The sequence below is a fragment of the Variovorax sp. GW460-12-1-14-LB1 genome (genome assembly GCF_059423605.1).
Genome location: NZ_JBWKYF010000018.1, coordinates 15,799 through 37,040, shown reverse-complemented (window position 1 = coordinate 37,040; position 21,242 = coordinate 15,799). Strand labels below are relative to the sequence as shown.

Annotated in this window: 18 protein-coding genes; 9 read left to right on the top strand and 9 right to left on the bottom strand. The window is 71.8% G+C overall.

Annotation, left to right across the window (positions count from 1 at the left end; translation table 11 throughout):
- The first annotated feature begins 31 nt into the window (after nt 1-31).
- The 6 genes from AC07Y4_RS11915 (at nt 32) to AC07Y4_RS11890 (ending at nt 5,736) form a co-directional block, all read left to right on the top strand.
- Nucleotides 32-916 (top strand): LysR substrate-binding domain-containing protein, encoded by an 885-nt coding sequence (locus AC07Y4_RS11915; RefSeq protein ID WP_062480075.1) that lies wholly within the window; start codon nt 32-34, stop codon nt 914-916.
- 87 nt (nt 917-1,003) lie between these two features.
- Entirely contained in the window at nt 1,004-2,563 is a 1,560-nt protein-coding gene (locus tag AC07Y4_RS11910; RefSeq protein ID WP_495274580.1) for a class I adenylate-forming enzyme family protein, read from the top strand.
- Between the two features lie 4 nt (nt 2,564-2,567).
- Nucleotides 2,568-3,689: an SLC13 family permease gene (locus AC07Y4_RS11905; RefSeq protein WP_487847402.1), complete on the top strand. Its 1,122-nt coding sequence runs from the start codon at nt 2,568-2,570 to the stop codon at nt 3,687-3,689.
- Nucleotides 3,690-3,727: 38 nt separating this feature from the next.
- On the top strand, nt 3,728-4,417 hold the full coding sequence (locus tag AC07Y4_RS11900) for a helix-turn-helix domain-containing protein (RefSeq protein ID WP_487847403.1): 690 nt from the start codon (nt 3,728-3,730) through the stop codon (nt 4,415-4,417).
- 64 nt (nt 4,418-4,481) lie between these two features.
- Entirely contained in the window at nt 4,482-5,330 is an 849-nt protein-coding gene (locus tag AC07Y4_RS11895) for a DMT family transporter (protein WP_487847404.1), read from the top strand.
- Nucleotides 5,331-5,409: 79 nt separating this feature from the next.
- Nucleotides 5,410-5,736, top strand: a complete 327-nt coding sequence (locus tag AC07Y4_RS11890; protein ID WP_062482731.1) for a hypothetical protein — start codon at nt 5,410-5,412, stop codon at nt 5,734-5,736.
- A 28-nt stretch (nt 5,737-5,764) separates the two neighbouring features.
- On the opposite strand, the gene AC07Y4_RS11885 is transcribed toward AC07Y4_RS11890, so the two are convergent.
- The 7 genes from AC07Y4_RS11885 to AC07Y4_RS11855 form a co-directional block, all read right to left on the bottom strand.
- Nucleotides 5,765-6,808 carry an NADP-dependent oxidoreductase gene (locus AC07Y4_RS11885; protein ID WP_159279633.1) on the bottom strand — a complete coding sequence of 348 codons (1,044 nt, stop codon included), beginning with the start codon at nt 6,806-6,808 and terminating at the stop codon, nt 5,765-5,767.
- A 118-nt stretch (nt 6,809-6,926) separates the two neighbouring features.
- A complete protein-coding gene (locus AC07Y4_RS11880) occupies nt 6,927-7,289 on the bottom strand; it encodes a DUF3325 domain-containing protein (RefSeq protein WP_390348202.1) in 363 nt (120 codons plus the stop codon).
- A gap of 31 nt (nt 7,290-7,320) precedes the next feature.
- Nucleotides 7,321-7,959, bottom strand: a complete 639-nt coding sequence (locus tag AC07Y4_RS11875) for a DUF4198 domain-containing protein (protein WP_487847405.1) — start codon at nt 7,957-7,959, stop codon at nt 7,321-7,323.
- 55 nt (nt 7,960-8,014) lie between these two features.
- The gene (locus AC07Y4_RS11870; protein ID WP_495274575.1) at nt 8,015-10,189 is read right to left on the bottom strand and encodes a TonB-dependent siderophore receptor; all 2,175 of its coding nucleotides are present in this window, start codon (nt 10,187-10,189) and stop codon (nt 8,015-8,017) included.
- Between the two features lie 171 nt (nt 10,190-10,360).
- Nucleotides 10,361-12,847 (bottom strand): TonB-dependent siderophore receptor, encoded by a 2,487-nt coding sequence (locus AC07Y4_RS11865; protein WP_487847407.1) that lies wholly within the window; start codon nt 12,845-12,847, stop codon nt 10,361-10,363.
- Between the two features lie 87 nt (nt 12,848-12,934).
- On the bottom strand, nt 12,935-13,870 hold the full coding sequence (locus tag AC07Y4_RS11860) for a FecR family protein (protein WP_487847408.1): 936 nt from the start codon (nt 13,868-13,870) through the stop codon (nt 12,935-12,937).
- On the bottom strand, nt 13,863-14,402 hold the full coding sequence (locus tag AC07Y4_RS11855) for a sigma-70 family RNA polymerase sigma factor (RefSeq protein ID WP_174250314.1): 540 nt from the start codon (nt 14,400-14,402) through the stop codon (nt 13,863-13,865). Before AC07Y4_RS11855 ends, AC07Y4_RS11860 begins: the two co-directional genes overlap by 8 nt.
- Nucleotides 14,403-14,581: 179 nt before the next feature.
- Between AC07Y4_RS11855 and AC07Y4_RS11850 the strand changes: the two genes are divergently transcribed.
- From AC07Y4_RS11850 to AC07Y4_RS11840, 3 genes are read left to right on the top strand one after another with little or no spacing between them, the layout of a single operon-like run.
- Entirely contained in the window at nt 14,582-15,775 is a 1,194-nt protein-coding gene (locus AC07Y4_RS11850) for an efflux RND transporter periplasmic adaptor subunit (RefSeq protein ID WP_487847409.1), read from the top strand.
- Entirely contained in the window at nt 15,772-17,748 is a 1,977-nt protein-coding gene (locus AC07Y4_RS11845; RefSeq protein ID WP_487847410.1) for a MacB family efflux pump subunit, read from the top strand. The genes AC07Y4_RS11850 and AC07Y4_RS11845 overlap by 4 nt, the downstream gene beginning before the upstream one ends.
- A gap of 8 nt (nt 17,749-17,756) precedes the next feature.
- Entirely contained in the window at nt 17,757-19,133 is a 1,377-nt protein-coding gene (locus tag AC07Y4_RS11840; protein ID WP_487847411.1) for an efflux transporter outer membrane subunit, read from the top strand.
- Here the strand turns inward: AC07Y4_RS11840 and AC07Y4_RS11835 are convergent.
- Together AC07Y4_RS11835 and AC07Y4_RS11830 are read right to left on the bottom strand one after the other, a co-directional pair.
- Nucleotides 19,114-20,514: a sensor histidine kinase gene (locus AC07Y4_RS11835; protein WP_487847412.1), complete on the bottom strand. Its 1,401-nt coding sequence runs from the start codon at nt 20,512-20,514 to the stop codon at nt 19,114-19,116. The genes AC07Y4_RS11840 and AC07Y4_RS11835 overlap by 20 nt on opposite strands.
- Nucleotides 20,511-21,209, bottom strand: a complete 699-nt coding sequence (locus AC07Y4_RS11830; RefSeq protein ID WP_062478915.1) for a response regulator transcription factor — start codon at nt 21,207-21,209, stop codon at nt 20,511-20,513. Before AC07Y4_RS11830 ends, AC07Y4_RS11835 begins: the two co-directional genes overlap by 4 nt.
- Nucleotides 21,210-21,242: the final 33 nt, after the last annotated feature.

The following is a 21,242-nucleotide window of genomic DNA, read 5'->3' as shown; positions in this document are numbered from 1 at the left end:
AGGCTCGGCGCACGCCCCTCACGATCGCCCCATGTTTCACCAGTACTACAAGTGGATCCGCTGCTTCCACGCCGTCGCCAAGACCGGCGGCTTCACCACGGCCGCGCGCTACCTGCACATCGGCCAGCCCACCGTGACCGACCAGGTCAAGGCGCTGGAAGAGCGCTTCAACGTCGAGCTGTTCCTGCGCAGCGGGCGCGCCGTGCGGCTCACGGCCGCGGGCGAGCAGCTGTATGCGATCACGCAGGGCCTGTTCGGGCAGGAAGAAGAAGCGATGCAGTTCCTGCAGCGCGCCCACAAGCTGCGCACGGGGCTGGTGCGCGTGGGCGCGGTGTCGCCGCCCATCGCGCTGGAGCTGGCGCGCAGCTTCAAGCGCAGCCACGCCGGGCTCGACCTGACGGTGTCGATCGGCTCCGAAGCCTCCACGCTCGGCGGGCTGCAGGACTTCGACATCGACGTGGGCATCCTCGTGGAGCCGCCCGAGATCGAAGGCCTGCACCAGGTGCCGTACCGCGTGGAGCGCATCGTGGCCGTGGTGCCCGCGAAGCACCCGTGGGCCAAGAAGCGCACCATCGCCACGCGCGACATCGCGGGCGAGCCGGTGATCCTGCGCGAGCCCGGCTCCAAGACACGCCACCGCGTGGAGCGCGCCTGCGCGCAGCAGGGCGTGCAGATGAATTGCGTGATGGAGATCAACAGCCGCGAGGCCATCCTGCACGCCGTGGCCAACGGCATGGGCGTGGGCTTCGTGACGCAGATCGAGTGCATTCCGCTGCCCGGCCTGAAGATGGTGGAGATCGACGACGACGAACTGTCGATCAGCTACTCGCTGTGCTGCCTGGCGGTGCGCAAGGACCGGCCGCTGATCCGCGCGCTGTTCGAGGTGGCACAGCAGGGCGACGACACGGCCGACTGAGCAGGGTTTCGTCGCGGGCGGCACACCCCGCGGCGGGCTTCTTCGCTATCCTGCCGTCTGGCCCCAGACGAAGGATCGACCTTGAACTTGCACCCCGCCCTCCAGGACGCCACCGCGCGCGACTTCGGCACCCTTGCCGACCTGGTCCGCCTCCACGCCCAGCACACCCCCGAGCGCCCCGCGCTGGCCGATGCCCAGCAGACGCTGGACTACCGCGCGCTCGACGCGCTCATGGATCGCATCGCCGCCGCCCTGCAGCGCGACGGCCTGCGCGCCGGCGACGCCATCGCCGTCTGCGCCGCCTCGTCGGTGCCCTACGCCGCCGTGTTCCTGGGCGCGCTGCGCGCGGGCGTCGCGGTGGCCCCGCTGGCCCCCGGCTCGGCGCCCGCCAGCCTGGCGCGCATGATCACCGACGCCGACGCGCGCCTGCTGTTCACCGACGCCTCGGCCGCCGAAGTGGTCGGCGCCGCCCAGGCCACCGGCCTGCCGCACATCGCGCTCGACGGCTCCAACGCCGGCCGCGCGCTCGACGACTGGCTCGCGGCGCCCGGCGCGAAGCCGGAGCCGGAGCCGGTCGACGTGCAGCCCGACTGGGCCTTCAACATCATCTATTCGTCGGGCACCACCGGCGAGCCCAAGGGCATCGTGCAGGGTCACGGCATGCGCTGGTCGCACATCCAGCGCGGCGCCAAGTACGAGTACGGGCCCGAGACGGTCACGCTGCTGTCGACGCCGCTCTACTCCAACACCACGCTGGTGGTTTTCTTCCCCACCCTCGCCTTCGGCGGCTGCGTGGTGCTGATGCCCAAGTTCGACGCGCTGGGCTACCTGCAGCTGGCCGTGCAGCACCGCGTGACGCACACCATGCTGGTGCCGGTGCAGTACCAGCGCCTGATGGCGCACCCGCGCTTCGACGCGCACGACCTGTCGACCTTCCGCCACAAGTTCAGCACCAGCGCACCCTTCAACGCGGCGCTCAAGGCCGACGTGCTCAAGCGCTGGCCGGGCGGGCTGGTCGAGTTCTACGGCATGACCGAGGGCGGCGGCACCTGCATCCTGGAGGCGCACCTGAACCCGACCAAGCTGCACACCGTGGGCCAGCCCGCGCCAGGCAGCGACATCCGCCTGATCGACGAGGAAGGCAACGAGCTGCCGCGCGGCGACACCGAGGTGGCCGGCGAGGTGGTGGGCCATTCGGCCGGCATGATGACCGGCTACCACCGCCAGCCCGCGAAGACGCGCGAGGCCGAATGGTTCGACGCCACCGGCAAGCGCTTCATCCGCACCGGCGACGTGGGCCGCTTCGACGCCGACGGCTTCCTCACGCTGTTCGACCGCAAGAAGGACATGATCATCAGCGGCGGCTTCAACATCTACCCGAGCGACCTCGAAGGCGTGCTGCGCGGCCATGCGGCAGTGGCCGACGTGGCGGTGGTCGGCGTGCCGTCCGAGCAGTGGGGCGAGACGCCCGTGGCCTTCGTGGTGCGCCGCGAGGGCGACGCCACCACCGAAGACGCGCTGCTGCAGTGGGCCAACGCGCAGGTCGGCAAGACGCAACGGCTGGCGCGCCTGCGCTTCATCGACGAGCTGCCGCGCAGCGCGATCGGCAAGGTGCTCAAGCGCGAGCTGCGCGACCTGAGCGCCTGACCGAGTGAGCGCCGCAAGCACCGACACCGCCCCGCCCGAACACGGCGGCGGCAACGGCCTGCTGTGGGTGCTCGTGGCCGTCGCGGTCGTGTTCGCCTTCGTGCGCCCGCGCGCGCCGATGGACTGGCTGCGGCTGGTCGACTGGCAGACCGTGGGCGCGCTGGCGGGCCTGCTCGCCATCACGCAGGGCGTCGAGAAGAGCGGCATGCTGCAGGCCGCCGCGCGGCGCCTGCTGGCGCACACGCACAGCCAGCGCGGCCTGGCGATGGCGCTCACGGCCACGGCCGCGCTGCTGTCGGCGCTGGTGACCAACGATGTGAGCCTGTTCCTGCTGGTGCCACTCACGCGCGTGCTGGCCGTGCAGGCGCACCTGCCGCTGGCGCGGCTGGTGGTGCTGCAGGCGCTGGCCGTGAACGCCGGCTCGGCGCTCACGCCCATCGGCAACCCGCAGAACCTGTACCTGTGGCACCGCTCGGGCGAGAGCTTCTTCGGCTTCATGGCCATGATGGGCCCGACCGTGGCGATCATGCTGTTCTGGCTCTTCGTGGCCGTGTGGTGGCTGGTGCCGCGCACGCCGATCGCGCTGCGCGAGGAGACCGAGGCCGCGCCCGTGCAGCCGCGCCTGCTGGCGCTGGCCGGCGTGCTGTTCGTCGGCTTCGTGGTCGCGCTCGACCGCCACTGGCTGCTGCCCGGCCTGGGCGCGGTGTTCGGCGTGCTGCTGCTCACCTACCCGCGCGTGCTGCGCGGCATCGACTGGGCCTTGCTGGCGATCATTGCGCTGATGTTCGTCGACCTGCGCCAGGCCGCCGAGCTGCCCGCCGTGGCGGCGCTGCTGGGCCACTGGCCTATCGGCGAGGGCTGGCGCGCCTACCTGGCGGCCATTGCCGCCTCGCAGGTCATCAGCAACGTGCCGGCGGCGATCCTGCTCGACCGCTACGTGCACGACCTGCCCGCGCTCGCGGCCGGCGTGAGCGTGGGCGGCTTCGGCTGCGTGCTGGGCTCGCTGGCCAACCTGATCGCGCTGCGGCTGGCCAGGCTGCCGCACGGGCTGCGCGAGTTCCACCGCATCAGCATTCCGTTCCTGCTGGTGTGCGCGGCCTCGGCGCTGCTGCTGCGGCTGGGGTGATGACAGGCGGCGGGGCGGCGCGGACAATCGTTCCCGCCATGCCCACGCCCGCCCCCGTCCTCTCGCTGCGCGACTACACGCCATCTCGCGGCAGCCATGCGCACGACCACTTCCAGGTGCTGCTCGGGCTCGACGGCGTGCTCGAGATCGAAGTCGAAGGCCGCGGCTCGGGCATCGGCACGGGCCAGGCCCAGGTGGTCGCGCCCGGCGACCGCCACGACTTCGAGGCCCGGCGCGGTGGCAGCGTCTGCCTCGTGCTCGACACCCCGCACGCCCCGTGGGCACGCTGCGTCGAACAGCCGCCGGCCGACGCACCCCGGCTGCATGCGCTGGCCCGCTACCTCGCGCACTGCCTGCAGCAGCCGCAGCACGCGGCCCTCGCCCTGCAGCACGGCCCGGCGCTGCTGCTCGAAGCCTGGGGCGCCGCGCCGTCGGTCGCCGACACGCGCCGCCGCCGCATCGACTGGCCGGCCCTCGCGGCCTGGGCGCAGGCGAACTGGCACCGGCCGCTGGGCGTGGCCGACCTGGCCGAGGTCGCCTGCCTGAGCCCCAGCCAGTTCGCGCAGCGCTGCCGCGAGGAACAGGGCCGCAGCGCGATGCTGTGGCTGCGCACGCTGCGGCTGGCCCATGCGCGCGAACTGCGGCTCGAAGGCCTGAGCGTGGCCGAGACGGCGCGCCGCACCGGCTACCGGTCGCCGTCGGCGCTCACGGCCGCGCTGCGCCGCTGACACCGTCGTTGCGCGACGACGCACCGTCGGGCCGCGACGAACGCGGCGCGTAGCCTCGGCGTCCATGCCCGCCACCTTCTACGCCCTGCTCGCCATCGCGCTGTGGGCCACGCTCGCCACCTTCGGCACCGCGCTGTCGCACCTGCCGCCCTTCCTCTTGACCGGGCTGGCGCTGATCGTCGGCAGCGTGCCGAGCTGGCCGCTGGTGCTGCGCGACCGCCGCGCCTGGCGCGTGCCACCGCGCACGCTGGCGCTCGGGGTGTACGGGCTCTTCGGCTTTCACTTTCTGCTGTTCATCGCGCTGCGGCATGCACCGCCGGTCGAGGCCAACCTCGTGAACTACCTCTGGCCGCTGCTGATGGTGGTGCTGGCGCCGGTGCTGCTGCCGGGCGTGTCGCTGCGCCCACTGCACGTGGTGGCGGCGCTGCTGGGCTTCGCGGGCGCGGCCATCGCGATCCTCGGTGCACGAAGCGACAGTGCCCTGCCGGGTGCGCCCGCCACGTACTGGGGCTTCCTGCCGGCGGCCGGCTCGGCCTTCATCTGGGCCAGCTACTCGCTGTGGACGCAGCGCGTTACGCCCTTCCCGACCTCGGCCATCGGCCTGTTCGGGCTGGTGTCGGGCGCGCTCTCGCTGGCCTGCCATGCGCTGCTGGAGCCGGCGGTAGCGCTGTCGGCGAAAGACTGGCTGCTGGTCGCGCTGTGCGGCCTGGGCCCGCTGGGCGCGGCCTTCTTCGTGTGGGACATGGCGCTCAAGCGCGGCGACGCGCGGCAGATCGGCATCCTGAGCTACCTCACGCCGCTGGCCTCCACCGCGCTGCTGCTGGCCGTGACCGGCCGGGCGCTCACGGCCAGCATCGCGCTGGCGGCGGCGCTGATCATCTCGGCCGCCGTGATGGGCACGCGTGCGAAATGAGACAAATCAGGGCGATGCCCGACAGAGCTTGTCGTTTTTTGTGGCTAGAGTGGAGGCTCAGGAAAAAGGAGTCACCCCCATGGATCAGAAGAACAACAAGACCGAGGATTTCGAGATCACGCCCAAGCTGGTGTTCGACATGAACCTGGCGCTGTACCTCGACCTGGTGGCCGCGCTGGAGGGCGCGGGCGCCGTCACCTACCGGCAGATGGCGGCGCGGGTCCTGAACATCAGCATGGACGCCCGCACCGACGGCGACACCAACCTGTCGACCGTGCTCGAAGGCATCGCCCAGGGCTTCGCAGGCCACGGCGACGGCCTCTCGATCGAACTGCTGAAGGCCGCGCGCGGCCTGCGCGAGGACGATGCGATGGGCGACATTCCGATGCGGCCCACCGACGATTGAGGTTCGGGGCGCCGCGGCGCCCCTTTGGTTATTCCTCGGCGACCTGCAGCACCAGCTTGCCGAAGTTCTCCCCCGCGAACAGCTTGTTCAGCGACTCGGGGAAGGTGTCGAGGCCCTTCACGACGTCTTCCTTGCTCTTCATGCGGCCGTCCTTCAGGTAGCCGGCCATCTCGGCGATCGCGATCGGGTAACGGTCGGCGTAGTCGAACACCACGATGCCTTCCATGCGCGCGCGGTTCACGAGCAGGCTCAGGTAGTTCTTCGGGCCGGCGGCCGGCATGCTGTTGGCGTTGTTGTACTGGCTGATGGCGCCGCAGATGATCACGCGGGCCTTGCGCGCCAGGCGTGCCAGCACCGCATCCAGAATCTCGCCGCCGACGTTGTCGAAGTAGATGTCCACGCCCTTCGGGCAGTGGGTCTTCAGGCCTTCGCGCACCGCGCCCGCGCCGGCCTTGTAGTCGATGCAGGCGTCGAAGCCCAGCTCTTTCACCACCCACTCGCACTTGGCGGCGCCGCCGGCGATGCCGACCACGCGGCAGCCCTTGATCTTGGCCAGCTGGCCCACGGTCTGGCCCACGGCGCCGGCCGCGCCGGAGACGACCACCGTTTCGCCTGCCTGGGGCATGCCCACGTCCATCAGGCCGAAGTAGCCGGTCATGCCGGGCATGCCCAGCACGTTGAGCCACTGGGTGATGGTGCCCACGCGCAGGTCGACCTTCACGAGGCCGTTGCGCTTGATCTGGTCCTGCGGGATCAGCATGTATTCCTGCACGCCGAGCGTGCCGTACACGGTGTCGCCCACGGCGAACTGCGGGTTCTTCGAGGCCACCACGCGGCCGATGCCGCCGGCGCGCATCACCTCGTCGATGGCGACGGGCGGGATGTAGCTCTTGGCGTCGTTGAGCCAGCCGCGCATGGCGGGGTCGAGCGACAGCGACAGCGTCTTGACCAGCACGCCGCCCTCGTCGGGCTGGGCCACGGGCTCGGTGCTGAAGCGCCAGTGCTCGCGCGTGGCCGTGCCCTCGGGGCGCTTGGCAAGACGGACCTGGTGGTTGGTGAGGGCGCTGCTCATGGTGTCTCCTTGATGGGTGAATGTGCCGGGCATCGGCGACGCAGCCGCATCGTAGTCGCGGGCCAAGACCCCGCGCGTAGCGCAGGCGACAGCCCGCGCGCCCCCTCCGAGCGCCCTGCTATGGAAGCAGGAGCAGCCCGTACGCCGCCGCCGTGGCAACGCCCAGCACCGACGCCACGGCGCCGACGCGCCGCGCCCAGCCGGGCCGGTAGCTCACGAGGCCGACCACCACGAGCGCGGCGGCCGTGAGCGCGCCCAGCCACAGCACCCAGCCCATGGCCGACCCGCGCAGCCGGAGTGCTGCGACCAGCGAGAGGAGCAGCAGTGCCGCGCCGCCCAGCTGCTGCCAGGGCCGCGACGGGCCCGGCGTGCGGCCGCGCCCGTGGGCGTCTTCGTAATGCCGGTCCATCGCCAGGCTCAGCGTGACGAAGCCGCCGAGCGCCGACGCGAACAGGGCGCACACCAGCGCGAAGGTGCTCATGGGCAGCACCCCCGCGCCGGAAGCCCCGCCCTCACCGGACGACGAAGCTCAGCGTGGCGACGTGGCGCGTCTGCGTGTAGGGCTTGCCGTCCCAGCTGCCCTTGCCGTCCTTGTCGGTGTGGTTCACCTCGACCACGTACTGGCCGGGCCAGGGCGTCTGCAGCGTGACCTGGCCGGCGTCGTCGGTGGTGAACTTCTTCTCCCACTTGGGCGGGCCGAACACAACCACCTCGGTCTTGGGCAGCGGCTTGCCCGCGAGCAGCAGCGTGAAGCTGTTGCTGTTGGCGGCCTGCGGCACGAGCTCGAGCGTGTGGCGCGCGACGGTTTCGGTGCGGCCGGTGCGTGCCTGGTACAGGCTCGCCACGCCCTTGTCGCTGACGTAGGCGCCCACGAGGCGCGCGTCGCCGCTGGCGTCGGCCTTGACCACGAAGTGGTCGGCATGGCGCGTGGCCGGCGTCTGCTTGCCGTCGGCGGCGATGCCGCGCGGCGCGCTGACCAGCTTCAGGTGGCCGGACTCGGTCTCGCGCAGGTCGTCGGCCCATTCGCCGAAGTAGGCCTTGGCCTCGCCGCCCGCGGCGGGCTCGAGCCAGACGAAGTGGGCGTGCGCGGCGCCCGAGAAAACGAACGCGGCCGCCGCGAGGGTGGCAAGGGAGAACAGGGGTTTCTTCATGGTCGATGCTCCAGGTAGTGATGGCATGGTTGAGACGGAATGGAAGACGGCTTGTTCAGAACTTGGCGCGCAGGGTCAGGCTCACGTTGCGCGGCTCGCCCCAGAACACGCTGTCGTAGAAGCCCACGTTGCGGTAGTACTTCTTGTCGAAGACGTTGCGGATGTTCAGTTGCGCCGTGACGTTCTTGTTGATCTCGTAGCTGGCCATGAGGCTGAACACCGCGTACGCCTTCTGCGAGATGCGCGGCAGCGGGTCCTTCATGCTGAACAGCGGCGGCTGGCCATACCACGACTCGCCGTAGATGCCGCTTTGCGCCGTCATGTCGCCGCCGACCTTCAGGCCGCGCCAGGCGCCACTGAAGCGGTAGGCGGTCGACAGGCGCAGCAGGTGCCTGGGCTGGTTGGGCACGGCACGCGCGCCCTTGGCGGTCTTGGCATCGAGATACGTGTAGCCGGCGGCCACGTTCCAGTCGGGCGTGATCTGGCCCGACACGTCGAACTCCAGGCCGCGCGCGGTCACGCCGTCACCGCTGGCCACGTAGGCCTGGCCGCCGTCGGGCAGGCGAAAGCCCGCGGGCACGCTGCGGTCGAGCTCGGCCAGGTTCTTCTTCTTGACCTGGAACACGGCCGCCGACGCATTGAGCGCACCGCCGAAGTACTCGCCCTTCAGGCCCAGCTCGGCGCTGGTGCCGGTCTCGGGCGTGAGGTACTGGTCGTTGCGGTCCTTCGAGGTCTGCGGACGGAACAGCGTGGTGTAGCTGGCGTACAGCGAGTGGCGCTTGTCCAGGTCGTAGACCACACCGACATACGGCGTGACTTCGTCCTTCGACTCCGACTTGCCCGTGGTGCGCGTGTACTGCAACGCCGTGTTGTAGGCGTGGGTGTAGCTGCGGTAGTTGCTCACGCGCGCGCCGACGATCACGCTCAGCGGGTCGGTGAGGCTGAAGCGGCCCGCCACGTAGCCGCCATTGAGCTGCGTGAAGCCCACGGTCTTGGAGCCGTCGGCCAGGAAGATCGGGCGCGGGATGTTGCCGGTCCACGTGCGGTAGTCGGGAATGGCCTCGGGGTACGGGATGACCGGCGTGCCGCCCTGCGAGGTGTAGGTCTGGTTGCCGCCGTTCCATCCGGCGATGAAGGTGTGGCGCCGCCCGAACAGGCTGAAGGGGCCGGTGGCGTACAGGTCGAAGTTGTCGTTGACGTACTCGCCCTCGCCCCACACGCCACTCCACAGCTTCATGCCCTGGCCGGTGAAGCGGTTGGGGTAGCCCGCGCCGCCGTTGGCCACAGTGGTGTTGTTGGTGCTGGTGGTGCGCGCGTAGCCCAAGTGCACCTTCCAGTCGTTGTCGAAGCGGTGCTGCAGCGAGACGAAGGCCGTGTGCTGCTTGTTGGCCCAGGTGCTCCACGGCGCGCTCAGGCTGGTGTTGCGCGGCAGGTTGGCGAGCGTGCCGTCGTGGTTCCAGTACGGAATGGCGCCCCAGGTCGCGCCCGTGGGCTTGTTGTCCTGGAAGTCGATGCCGGCGGTGAGCAAGGTGGAGCGCGTGAGGTCGGCCTCGACGATCACCATGCCCACGGTTTTTCGCTCGTGGTACAGGTCCATGTACGAGTCGCGGTCCTGCCAGGCCAGCGCGGTGCGCGCGCGGATGCGGCCGTCGGCGGTGAGCGGCACCGACAGGTCGACCTCGGCGCGCTTGTGGTTCCAGCGCCCGTAGCTGAGCGAGGCGCTGCCCTGGAACTCGCGCGTGGGGCGCTTGCGCACCGAGTTGATGGTGGCCGAGGGATCGCCCGTACCGCCCATGAGGCCGGTGGCGCCGCGAATGACCTCGATGCGGTCGTACAGCACGGCGTCCGACAGCGGCGCATTCGGCCCGCGCGGCATGCCGTCGATCTGGAAGTTGTTGATCGAGAAACCGCGCGCCGAGTAGTTCACGCGCTCGCTGTCGGCTTGCCCGACCATGATGCCGGTGGTCTGGCCCAGCACGTCGTCGATGCGGGCGCTGCCCAGGTCGTCCATGCGCTCGCGCGTGATCACGGTCACCGACTGCGGCGTCTCGCGGATCGACAGGTCCATGCGCGTCGCGGTGGAGGCCTGCTCGGCGGTGTAGGAGCGGCTGCCCTCGGTGCGGCCGCTGCGGTCGCCCGAGACGGTGACCTCGGACAGCGCCGCGCCGCTGGCGGCGGGCTGTTGTTGCGCGCCGGCTGCGCCGCACAGGAGCAGGGCGACAAGGGCCACGGGAGACCGCTGGAAGCGGGCGCGTGAAAACGAATGCTGGTTCATGGCATGAAGAAAGGGGGCGACCCGACCCGGGAGGTCGGCAACGCCCGTTGGCAGGAGATGGCTAGCGACGCACCCGGCCGCGAAGGGGCCGGCAGCGACCTGGCTGCGGAGAAAAAACGCGGTGCGTCAGTAGGTGCCGCGCAAGGTCACGAGCAGGTGGCGCGGGGCGCCGTAGAAGCTGCTGCTGGTGCTGGTGCGGTAGCGCGTGTCGAAGACGTTGTTCAGCGCCACCGACACGGCGAGGTGCTTGTTGATCGGGTAGCGCGCCATGAGGTCGAGCGTGGTGTAGGCCTGCTGCGTGAAGCGCGCATGGCCCGAGGGGCCCAGGCCCGTGCTGTAGGTGTCGCTCTGCCAGTTCAGGCCGCCGCCCACCGTGAGGCCGTTGCCGATGCCGGCGATGCGGTAGCTGGTGAAGAGCTTCAGCAGGTTCTTCGGCACCTGCGTGTTCAGCCGCTGGCCGGCCGCGTCGCGTGCCACGCTGTGCGCAAAGCCGCCGCCGACCTGCCAGCCGGGCAGCAGCTCGCCGGCCACTTCGAATTCGTAGCCGCGCGTGGTCGTGCCCTTGGCGGCGCGGTAGGCGGCCGAGCCGTCGGGCGCGAACTCGTTGTCCAGGCGCACGGCGAGGTTGTCCTGCTTCACCTGGAACACGGCGGCGCTGAGGTTGAGCCGGTCGTTGTGGAACGCGCCCTTCACGCCCGCCTCGTAGGCGTGCCCTTCGAGCGGATCGAGGTAGGTGCCGCTGCGGTCCTTGCTGGCCTGCGGCTTGAAGATGCTGGTGTAGCTGGCGTAGGCCGACCAGTGCTTGTCGAGGTCGACCACCACGCCCGCGTACGGCGTGACGACGCCCTTCTCGCTGCGCGTGGTGAGGGTGGCGGCGCGCTGCAAGGGGACGGTGCGCGTCGCGTCCTTCCAGTCGCTCGCGCGCGCGCCGACGATGACCGAGAGCGCGTCGGTGGGCCGCAGCCGCACCGTGGCATAGGCGCCCGACTGGCGCGTGGCGGTTTCCTGGCGGCCGGTCACGGGCTGGTGCGGCTGGGCCGGCAGGTCACCGGTCCAGCTGTTGAAGTTCGCGATCCACGGATCGAAGCCCGCCACGTTCCAGCCCGCGTACAGCGGCGCGTCGCTGTGCGTGCGCGAGGCGTTGTAGCCCAGCACCAGCTCATGCCGCCGGCCGAAGAGTTCGAAGGGGCCGCTGGCGTACAGGTCGAATGCGTTCTGCACCGGCACCGCGTTCCAGCGGTTCGTCCACAGGCCGAGCCCCGCACCCGTGGCGCGGTCCATGTAGCCGCGCAGCGCGTAGCCGATGACGTCGTCGTAGGCGCGGCGCGAGCGGTTGAAGGCGGCGTGCACGGCCCAGCCGTTGTCGAAGCGGTGGTCGAGCGCGGCGAAGTACTGGCGCTGGTCCTGGTACGAATGGGCCCAGCGCGCGGCGGCGCTGCGCGAGCGGCCGTAGCTGGCCTCGCTGCCGTCGCTGAAAAACAGCGGCAGGCCGGCGCGCGCCACGCCGTCGTTGTCGTGGCGCTGCAGCTCGAAGCCGGCGCTCAGGCGCGTGCTGCGCGCGAGGTCGGCTTCGACGATGCCGTAGAACAGGCGCTTGTTCTCGTGGTGCCGCTCGATCCACGAGTCGCCGTCCTGCACGGCCGCGACCACGCGCGCACGCACGCGGCCGTCGGCGGTGACGGGCCCGCCGATGTCGAGTTCGGCGCGCTGCCGGTTCCAGGTGCCCGCGCTGAACGAAGCGCTGGCCTGCAGCGCGTTGCCGGGGCGCTTGCGCACGAGGTTGACGGTGGCCGCCGGCGTGCCCACGCCGTTGAGCAGACCGGTGGCGCCGCGCACCACCTCGACGCGGTCGTAGAAGGCCAGGTCACCCGTCTGCAGCAGCCAGGTGCCGGCCTGCGGGATGCCGTCGACCTGGTAGTTCTCGACCTCGAAGCCGCGCGCATAGACGGCGTTGGCGTCGGTGCCGGCGTTGCCGCTCTGCACGAAGCTCAGGCCGGGCGCCTGGCGCAGCACGTCGCTGATCTGGCTCAGGCCCTGGTCGTCGATGCGGTCGCGCGTGAGCACGCTGACCGACTGCGGCGTCTCGCGCAGGCTGAGTTCGAGCCGCGTCGCGGTGCCGATCGCACCATCGGTGGTGTAGGAGCCTGTGCCTTCGGTGACGGTGCCGGTGTCGCGCCCGCCGGTGACCGTGACCTCGCTGAGCGCACCGCCCGCGGCGGGCGCTTCGGCCTGCGGCTTCGGACGCTGCGCCGCAACCCGCAGCGCGTAGCCACCTGAAGCACCGCGCACCGCTTCAAGGCCGCTGCCTTCGAGCAGCTGCAGCAGCGCCTCGCGTGCCGTGTAGCGGCCCTGCAGCGCGGGCGCGCGCTTGCCGCGCACGACCTCGGCATCGACGCCGAGCAGCAGCCCCGTGCGCACGGCGAGCGCGGTCAATGCGCTGCTCAGCGGCTGCGCGGGCTGGTGCCACTCGAAGGCCGCATCGGCGGCGGGCGCTTGCGCGGCGGCCGGCACGGCGAGCAGCACCAGGCTCGCGAGCGCGAAGGCGCGGCGCAGGCGATGCCAGCGCTGCGCGCTGGCGTGCGCGGTCTCGGTCGGGTCTGCGGGTCCTGTCATGGTGTGGTGAATCTCTTTTCACCACCTATGACAAGCGGGCACGGGAATCGGGTAGCGGCGCGCGCGGAAAAAAGTGCGACCCGCCGATCACGGCGGCGCCGTGGTCACCCGCACCAGCCACGGCGACAACGTCGACACGCGCAAGCCCGGCAGCGCACTGGCGAGCAGCGCGAGCGCGGCGTCGCTCTGCTGGATCGGCAGCACGCCGGTGAAGCGCAGCGCGCCCAGGGCCTCGTCGTCGGCCAGCAGCAGGCCGGGCCGGTGCCGGCCGAGCTGGCGCAGCACCTCGGCCACCGGTGCGTCGTCGAACACCAGCCGACCCTGCGGCCAGGCCAGGCCGCCGGGCGCGGCGGGCACGGTGTCGGTGGTGACGCCGCGGCGGTCGAAGCGCACCTGCTGCCCCGCCTGCACGTCGACCCACCGGTCGTCGCCGCCCTCGAGCGGCTGCACGCGCACGCGCGACTCGGTGACGGTGACGAGCGTGTCGCTCGCCTCGCGCCGCACGGCGTAGCGCGTGCCCAGCGCCTGCGCGCTGCCGTCGCGGTCGACCACGGCAAAAGGCTTGTCGCCATGCGCGACCTCGACGAAGACCTCCCCGCGCAGCAGCTGCACGCGGCGCACGCTGCTGGAGAAATCGATGTCGATGGCCGAGTCGCTGTTCAGCGCGACGCGGCTGCCGTCCTCGAGCGTGAGGTGGCGGATCTCGCCGGTGCCGGTGCGTTCATCCGCCAGCCAGGCCTGCCACGGCATCGCGGCGCCCGCCACGAGCAGGCCGGGCAGCAGCACGAGCGCGCCCAGCGCCTGGCGCGAGAGGCCGCGGCGCGCGGGCTGCGGCGCGGGGGTGTCGGGCGTGACCGACTCCCACATGCGGCGCATCTCGGCCAGGAGCCGCGCATGGCGCTCGTCGAGCGCGCACCACGCCGCGCAGGCGGCGCGCGTGGCGTCGTCCACGCTGTCGTCGGCGAGGGTCACGGCCCACAGCGCCGCCTCCTCGCGCAAGCGCTCGGCGGCCGCGTCAGGCATGGGCCGGGGCGTCGGCGCTTTCCGCTTCGGGCACGGCCGCGGCCATGCGGCCGTGGCAATGCGCCAGCACCTTCGCGAGGTACTGCTTCACGCGCGTCTCGGACACGCCCAGTTCGGCCGCGATCTCGCGATACGAGCGGCCTTCGACGCGCGCCATCAGGAAGGCGGTGCGGCTCTTCACGTCGAGCTCGGTCGCCAGCAGCGCGAGCACCTGGCCCAGCAGTTCGCGCGCGCAGGCCTTGTCCTCGGCGCTCGGCGCGCAGGCGTCCTCGGCCATCAGCGCCACGGTGCGCAGCACCTCGGCCTCGACCTGCATGCGGCGGAAGCGGTTGATCATCAACCGGCTGGCCACCACCTGCAGGAAGGCGCGCGGCTGGCGCAGCACCGGCTGTTGCGGCAGCTCGATGAGGTTGAGAAAGGTGTCGTGCGTGAGATCGGCCGCAGTGAAGCCGCAGCGCAGGCGGCCCAGCAACCAGCTGCGCAGCCAGCCCTGGTGGTCGACGTACAGCTGCCGGACTTCCGGATGGGACATGGTGTGAAGGGGCATCGCGGGCAGCGACGCAATTGAGAGTTATTCTCATTATAGATTTGTAAAGTTTGTCCTGTCCCCCGAAACGTCTCATTCCGCATGAGGCACCGCGCGGGCTACCCGTTTCGGCGCCTCGCACGTCTTAGCTGCATGACCCTCGCTTTCTTCTGCAGGGACGCCCGGTGACGGCGCCCGCTTCCCGTTCGCGCGCCGGCCGGCGCCTGCGCATCGCCGCCTTCGCGGCCCTGGCCCTGGCCGCCGCCGCGGTGGCCTATGTGGGGGCGAGTCCGCGCGACCCCGGCTGGGACACCGCCGTGCTGCGCCGCGGCGACATCGAAAGCAGCGTGACCGCCATCGGCACGCTGCAGCCGCGCCGTTATGTGGACGTGGGCGCGCAGGTGTCGGGCCAGATCCTGCGGCTGCACGTGCAGCCCGGCGACCCGGTGAAGAAGGGCCAGCTGATGGTGGAGATCGACCCCAGCGTGCAGCAGGCCACGGTGGACGCCGGCCGCGCCTCGCTCGCGGGGCTGCGCGCGCAACTGGCCGACCAGCACGCGCAGCACCGGCTGGCGCGCCAGCAGTTCGCACGCCAGCAGCAGATGGCCGCCGAGGGCGCCACGCGCGCCGAAGACGTGCAGACCGCCGAAGCCACGCTGGCTTCCGCCGCCGCGAAGATCGCGCACCTCGAAGCCCAGATCGCCCAGACCCAGGCCACGCTCAAGGCCGACGAGGCCCGCCTGGGCTACACGCGCATCTACGCGCCGATGGCCGGCAGCGTGGTCTCGGTGCAGGCGCGCGAGGGCCAGACGCTCAACGCCACCTACCAGACGCCCGACATCCTGCGCGTGGCCGACCTGTCGAGCATGACGGTGTGGACCGAGGTCTCGGAAGCCGACGTGCGCCGCGTGAAGCGCGACATGGCCGTGTACTTCACCACGCTCGGCGCCGACCGCCGCCGCTGGGAAGGCACCGTGCGCCAGGTGCTGCCCTCGCCGCCCGTGGCCGCAGGCAAGGGCGGCGGCGACGCGCCGCAGGCCCCGGCCGCCAGCAAGGTCGTGCTCTACACGGTGCTGTTCGACGTGGACAACGCCGACGGCGAGCTCATGCCGCAGATGACCGCGCAGGTGAGCTTCGTCGCCGCCTCGGCGCGCAACGTGGTGGTGGCACCGCTGCCCGCGCTCACGGCCGTGAAGGGCCAGGCCGGGCGTTTCACCGCGCGCGTGCTCGGCCCCGACGGCCAGCCCGCGCCGCGCGAGGTGCGCATCGGCGTGCGCGACCGGCTCTCGGGCGAGGTGCTCGAAGGCCTGGCCGAGGGCGAGCGCCTGATCACCGGCGAACGCGCGGCCGGCGGCGGCACGCGGAAGTTCCAGCTGTGAGTGCAGCGGAGACGAAGACGCCCCCGCTGATCGCGCTGCACGACCTGCGCAAGTCCTACGGCGGCCACGACGGCGCGCCGGCCGTCGAGGTGCTGCGCGGCATCACGCTCGAGCTGCACGCGGGCGAGTTCGTCGCCATCGTCGGCAGTTCGGGCTCGGGCAAGTCGACGCTGATGAACCTGCTGGGCTGCCTCGACCGCCCGACCCAGGGGCGCTACCTGTTCGCCGGCCAGGACGTGGCCGGCATGGACGCCGACGCGCTCGCGCGATTGCGGCGCGAGGCCTTCGGCTTCGTGTTCCAGGGCTACCACCTGATCTCCACCGAGTCGGCGCAGGAGAACGTCGAGATGCCCGCCATCTACGCCGGCGCGGCGCCCGCCGAACGCGCGGCGCGCGCACGCGGGCTGCTCACGCGCCTGGGCCTGGGCGAGCGGCTGGGCCACCGGCCGCACCAGCTCTCGGGCGGCCAGCAGCAGCGCGTATCGATCGCGCGTGCGCTCATGAACGGCGGACGCATCGTGCTGGCCGACGAGCCCACCGGCGCGCTCGACTCGCGCAGCGGCGAAGAGGTGATGGCACTGCTCGACGAGATGGCCGCCGCCGGCCACACCGTGATCCTCATCACGCACGACCGCGAGGTGGCGCAGCGCGCGCGCCGCGTGATCGAGATCCGCGACGGCTGCATCGTGTCGGACAGCGGGCGCGCGCCCGTCGAAGCACCACCAGAGCCACTTCCGCTGCTCTCGCCCTCGCACACAGCCGACGCCGCCGACACGCCGCGCGCCCTGCTCTCCGAGCTGCACGAGGCGCTGCGTGCGGCCTGGCGCGTGATGTGGATCCACCGCTTTCGCACCGGCCTCACGCTGCTGGGCATCGTGATCGGCGTGGCCTCGGTCATCGTGATGCTCGCGGTCGGCACCGGCTCGCAGGAGGCGGTGATGAAGCAGATCTCGCTGTTCGGCGCCGACAAGATGTACGTGGCCGCCATTCCCGACAGCGCGCGCGGGCGCGGCGGCAAGCTCACGCTGGCCGATGTCGACACCATCCGCCGCCTGCCCAACGTGCGCGTGGCCATGCCGTACATCGAGGGCTTCGTGGTCGCGCGGCGCGGCAACGTGGACCACCGCACCGAGGGCGGCGGCGCCACCACCGATTTCGAGCAGGCGCTGAAGTGGCCGACCGCGCGCGGCATCTTCTTCGACGAGAGCGACGAGCAGGGCCTGGCCAAGGTCGCGGTGATCGGCGAGCGCGTGCAGGCCGCGCTGTTCGCCGACGGCACCGACCCCGTGGGCCAGCGCATCCTCTTGGACAACGTGCCCTTCGACGTGCTGGGCGTGCTCGCCGCCAAGGGCGCGGGCGGCGGCCAGGCCAGCGAGGACGAGCGCGTGATCGTGCCCTTCTCCACCGCCGCCGCGCGGCTGTACGGCAGCAACCACCCGACCTGGGTGGCGGTGGCCGTGCACGACGTCGACAAGGCCTCCGAGACGGCGGCAGAAATCGTCGAGGTGCTGGCCGCGCAGCGCCACGTGCGCGACGTGCAGGTGTTCAACCAGACCGAGTCGATCAAGGCGCGCGCGCAGACCCAGCGCACCATGACCGTGATGCTCGGGCTGATCGCGGCGGTGTCGCTGGTGGTCGGCGGCATCGGCGTGATGAATGTGATGCTCATGACCGTGCGCGAACGCACGCGCGAGATCGGCATCCGCATGGCCACCGGCGCACGCCAGCGCGACATCCTGCGGCAGTTCCTGGTCGAGGCGGTGCTGGTCACGGTGACCGGCGGCGTCGCGGGCGTGGCGGGCGGGCTGCTCGTGGGCGCCGCGCTCATCGTGTGGAGCGTGCCGGTGATCTTTTCCCTCACGGCCATCGCGGGCGCCTTCGGCTGCGCCGTGCTCACCGGCCTGGTGTTCGGCTTCATGCCGGCCCGCAAGGCCGCCGCGCTCGACCCGGTCGCGGCCCTGTCTTCCGAATGACGACTGCCATGACGCGCCTTTTCTTCTCTCCCGCCGCGCTGGCCCTGGCGGCGCTGCTGCTCGCGGGCTGCGCGACGCCTTCGGCCGATGCGCCCGCCACTGCAGCTCCCGTCGCAGACCCGTGGTGGGGCGGCTTCGGCAGCACCGAGCTGCCGGCCTTCGTCGCCGCGGTCGATGCCGGCAACCCCGACGGCGATGCCGCCGAAGCCCGCCTGCGCCAGGCCGAAGCGCAGGAGCGCATCACCGGCGCCTCGGCCTGGCCCGAGCTGTCGGCGACCGCCGATGTGCAGCGCCAGGGCCGGCTCGGCGGCGATGCGAACGTGAGCGGCAACCGGCGCGCGCTCGGGCTCGATGCGCACTACGAGGTCGACCTGTGGGGCCGCCTGCGCGCGCAGCGCGACAGCGCCGGCGCCTCGCGACAGGCCAGTGCCTTCGACCGCGACGCGGTGCGGCTCGCGCTGCGTGCAGGCGCAGGTGCGGCCTGGCTCGAAGCGCTGGGCCTGCGCGAGCGCACGGCCATCGCGCGCCGCAGCCTGGACGATGCCGAACGGCTGCTGCAGCTGGTCGAGGCCCGTGCGCGCGCAGGCGCGGCCTCGCCGCTCGAACTCGCGCAGCAGCGCGGCATCGTCGCGTCGCAGCGGCGCACGGCCGCCACGCTGCACCAGCAGTCGCGCGCGGCCGACATCCGCATGGCGCGCTGGCTCGGCCAGGCCGGCAGCGAGGTGCGGATCGCGGCCACCAGCCTGCAGCAGCTCGCGCTGCCCGCGGTCGACGCCAGCCTGCCGGCCGACCTGCTCGCGCGCCGGCCCGACATCGCACGCGCCGAGGCCGCGCTGGCAGCGGCCGATGCCGACGTGGCGGCGGCGCGCGCGGCGATGTTCCCCACGCTCACGCTGAGCGCCGGCCTCGCGGCCGCGGGGCCGCGCTTCGGCACGCTGTTCGACCACCCGGTGTACAGCCTCGCGGCGGCGCTCGCGGCGCCGATCTTCGATGGCGGCCGGCGCGCAGCGGCGCGTGACCTGTCGGCCGCGCGGCGCGAGGAACTGCTCGCGAACTACCGTGCCGCCACCGTGGCTGCCTTCACCGATGCGCTGACCGCGCTCGAGGCCGTGGCCGCATTCGACACGCAGCGCGTGGCACAAGACGAAGAACTGGCGCAGGCCGAACGCGCGCGCACGCTCGCCGAGTCGCGCTACCGCGCAGGTGCCGAGACGTTGCTCACGCTGCTCGACGCGCAGCGCACGCTGTTCGCCGCGCAGGATGCGCGCGCGCAGTTGCTGCAGGCGCGCTTGCAGGCCAGCGTGGCGCTGTACCACGCGCTCGGCGGGGGTTGGTCCGCTGACGCAGCGGCCGCCCCCACGCGCCTCAGCCGAAACGCACGCTGATCTGCAGGCCGGGGTGCGCGTTGCGCACCGTGAGCCGGCCACCGTGGGCTTCGGCGATGAGCCGGCACAGGTACATGCCCAGGCCGACACCGCCGGTGGCGCGCGCCCGCGCGCCGTCGGTGCGATAGAAGGGCTCGGTCAGGCGTTCAAGCTGCGCGTCGTCCACGCCGGGACCGAAGTCGCGCACCTCCAGCTCGGCACCGCCGTCGGCCGGCGCGCGCAAGCTCACGGTCGGTGGCTGCGGTGCGCCGGCGCTGTAGCGCAGCGCGTTGTCCAGCAGGTTGCGCACCATCAGGCGCACGCGCATGCGGTCGACGGGCTGCGGCGCCAGGCCCTCTGCCAGGTCGAGCTGCACCGCTTGCGCGCCGGGCATCTCGGCCACGATCTCGCGCACCAGCGCGGCCAGGTCGACCGGCTCGCGCTGCAACGCGGCATGCGGGCTGGCCAGGCGTTCGCTTTCGAGCAGGTCGCTGATCAGGTCGCGCATCTCGTTGAGGTCGCGCAGCAACGCCTCGCGCTCGGCCTCGCCTTCGGGCGTGGCGGGCAGCAGCTCGGCGTTGAGGCGAGCGCGCGTGAGCGGCGAGCGCAGCTCGTGGCTCAGCGCCAGCAGCAGGCCGCGCTTGGCATCGAGCATGGCCTGGATGTCGCTGGCCATGGTGTTGACGCGCTGCGCGAGGTCGCCCAGGTCGTCGTTGCGGCGGATCGGAATGGGCTGCGTGAACTCGCCGCGGCCGAAGCGCTGCGCGCCCTCGCGGATGTCGATGAGCGGACGCAGCAGCCGGCTCACCAGTGCGTAGGCCACCACCACGAGCAGCAGCAACACGCACAGCGTGGTCCAGCCCGCCGCGCGCGGCGCGAGCTGCCACAGCCGGGGCGCCCAGCCGAAGATGACCTTGTGCCCGTCGGCCGTGGGGCGCACGAACCAGCGCTCGGTGGAGAACATCGACTCCTCGCGGTCGCGGTCGTAGAACCAGCCGCCGCGCGCGTGCATGTCGTTGCCGGGGTTCGACTCCCAGTTCACGCTGGGCCCGGTGATGCGGATGGTGATCGGCAGCCGGTCGACCAGCGCCTGCGCGCGCGCCGTGTCGGGCGGCGTGCCGAGTTCGGCAACGAGGCGGTCGGCGTAGTCCATCAGCATCGGCTGCGCGGCCTCGGCCCAGGTGCTGGAGAACGAGCGCTTCATGCCGCCCACGAACACCGCCGCCATCACGAGCGCGAGCACCACGAACATCATCACGATGCGCACGCGCACCGAGCTGCGCCAGCGCTGCTGCATGTGCGCGTGCATGCGCGCGTGCCAGTGCCGGCGGCGCTCCTTGCCGGGGCACAGGCCTTCGTTGTCGGCGGGCACGGCGCCTGCGCGCCTGCGGGGAAATCTCATGAAGACGGCTCGCCCGGCGCCACGGCCAGCGCGTAGCCGGCGTTGCGCAGCGTCTTGATGCAGTCGAGCGGCTCGAGCTTCTTGCGCAGCCGGCTCACCACGATGTCGACCGCGCGCGTGAAGAGCTCGGCCTCGTGGCCGCGCAGCCGGTTGAGGATGTCGTCGCGGCTGAACACCTTGCCGGGCTCGCCGGCCAGCAGCGCGAGCAGGTCGAACTCGGTGCCGGTGAGTTCCACGCGCTCGCCGTGGCGCAGCACCTGGCGCCGGTCGAGGTCGATCGAGAGGCCGTCGAACACGCGCAGCTGTGCATTGGCGGCGGCGGCCGCCGGCGCGCTGCGCTGGCGGCGCAGGATGGTCTGCACGCGCGCCACGAGTTCACGCGGCTCGAAGGGCTTGGGCACGTAGTCGTCGGCGCCGAGTTCGAGGCCGACCACGCGGTCCATGACCTCGCCGCGCGCGGTGAGCATCACGATGGGGATGTCGCTTTCCTTGCGGATCTCGCGGCACAGTTCGAAGCCGTCCATCTCGGGCAGCATGACGTCGAGGATGGCCGCGTCGTAGTGCCCCGCACGCAGCTTGGCGATGCCCTCGCTCGGGCGCTTGGCGCTGTCGAGCGTGCAGCCGAAGCGTGCGAAGTAGGTGGTCAGCGGCGCGGCGAGGTGTTCGTCGTCGTCGATCAGCAGGATGCGCGGCATGGCGGGATTGTGCCTCCTGGCAAAGAGAGCGCG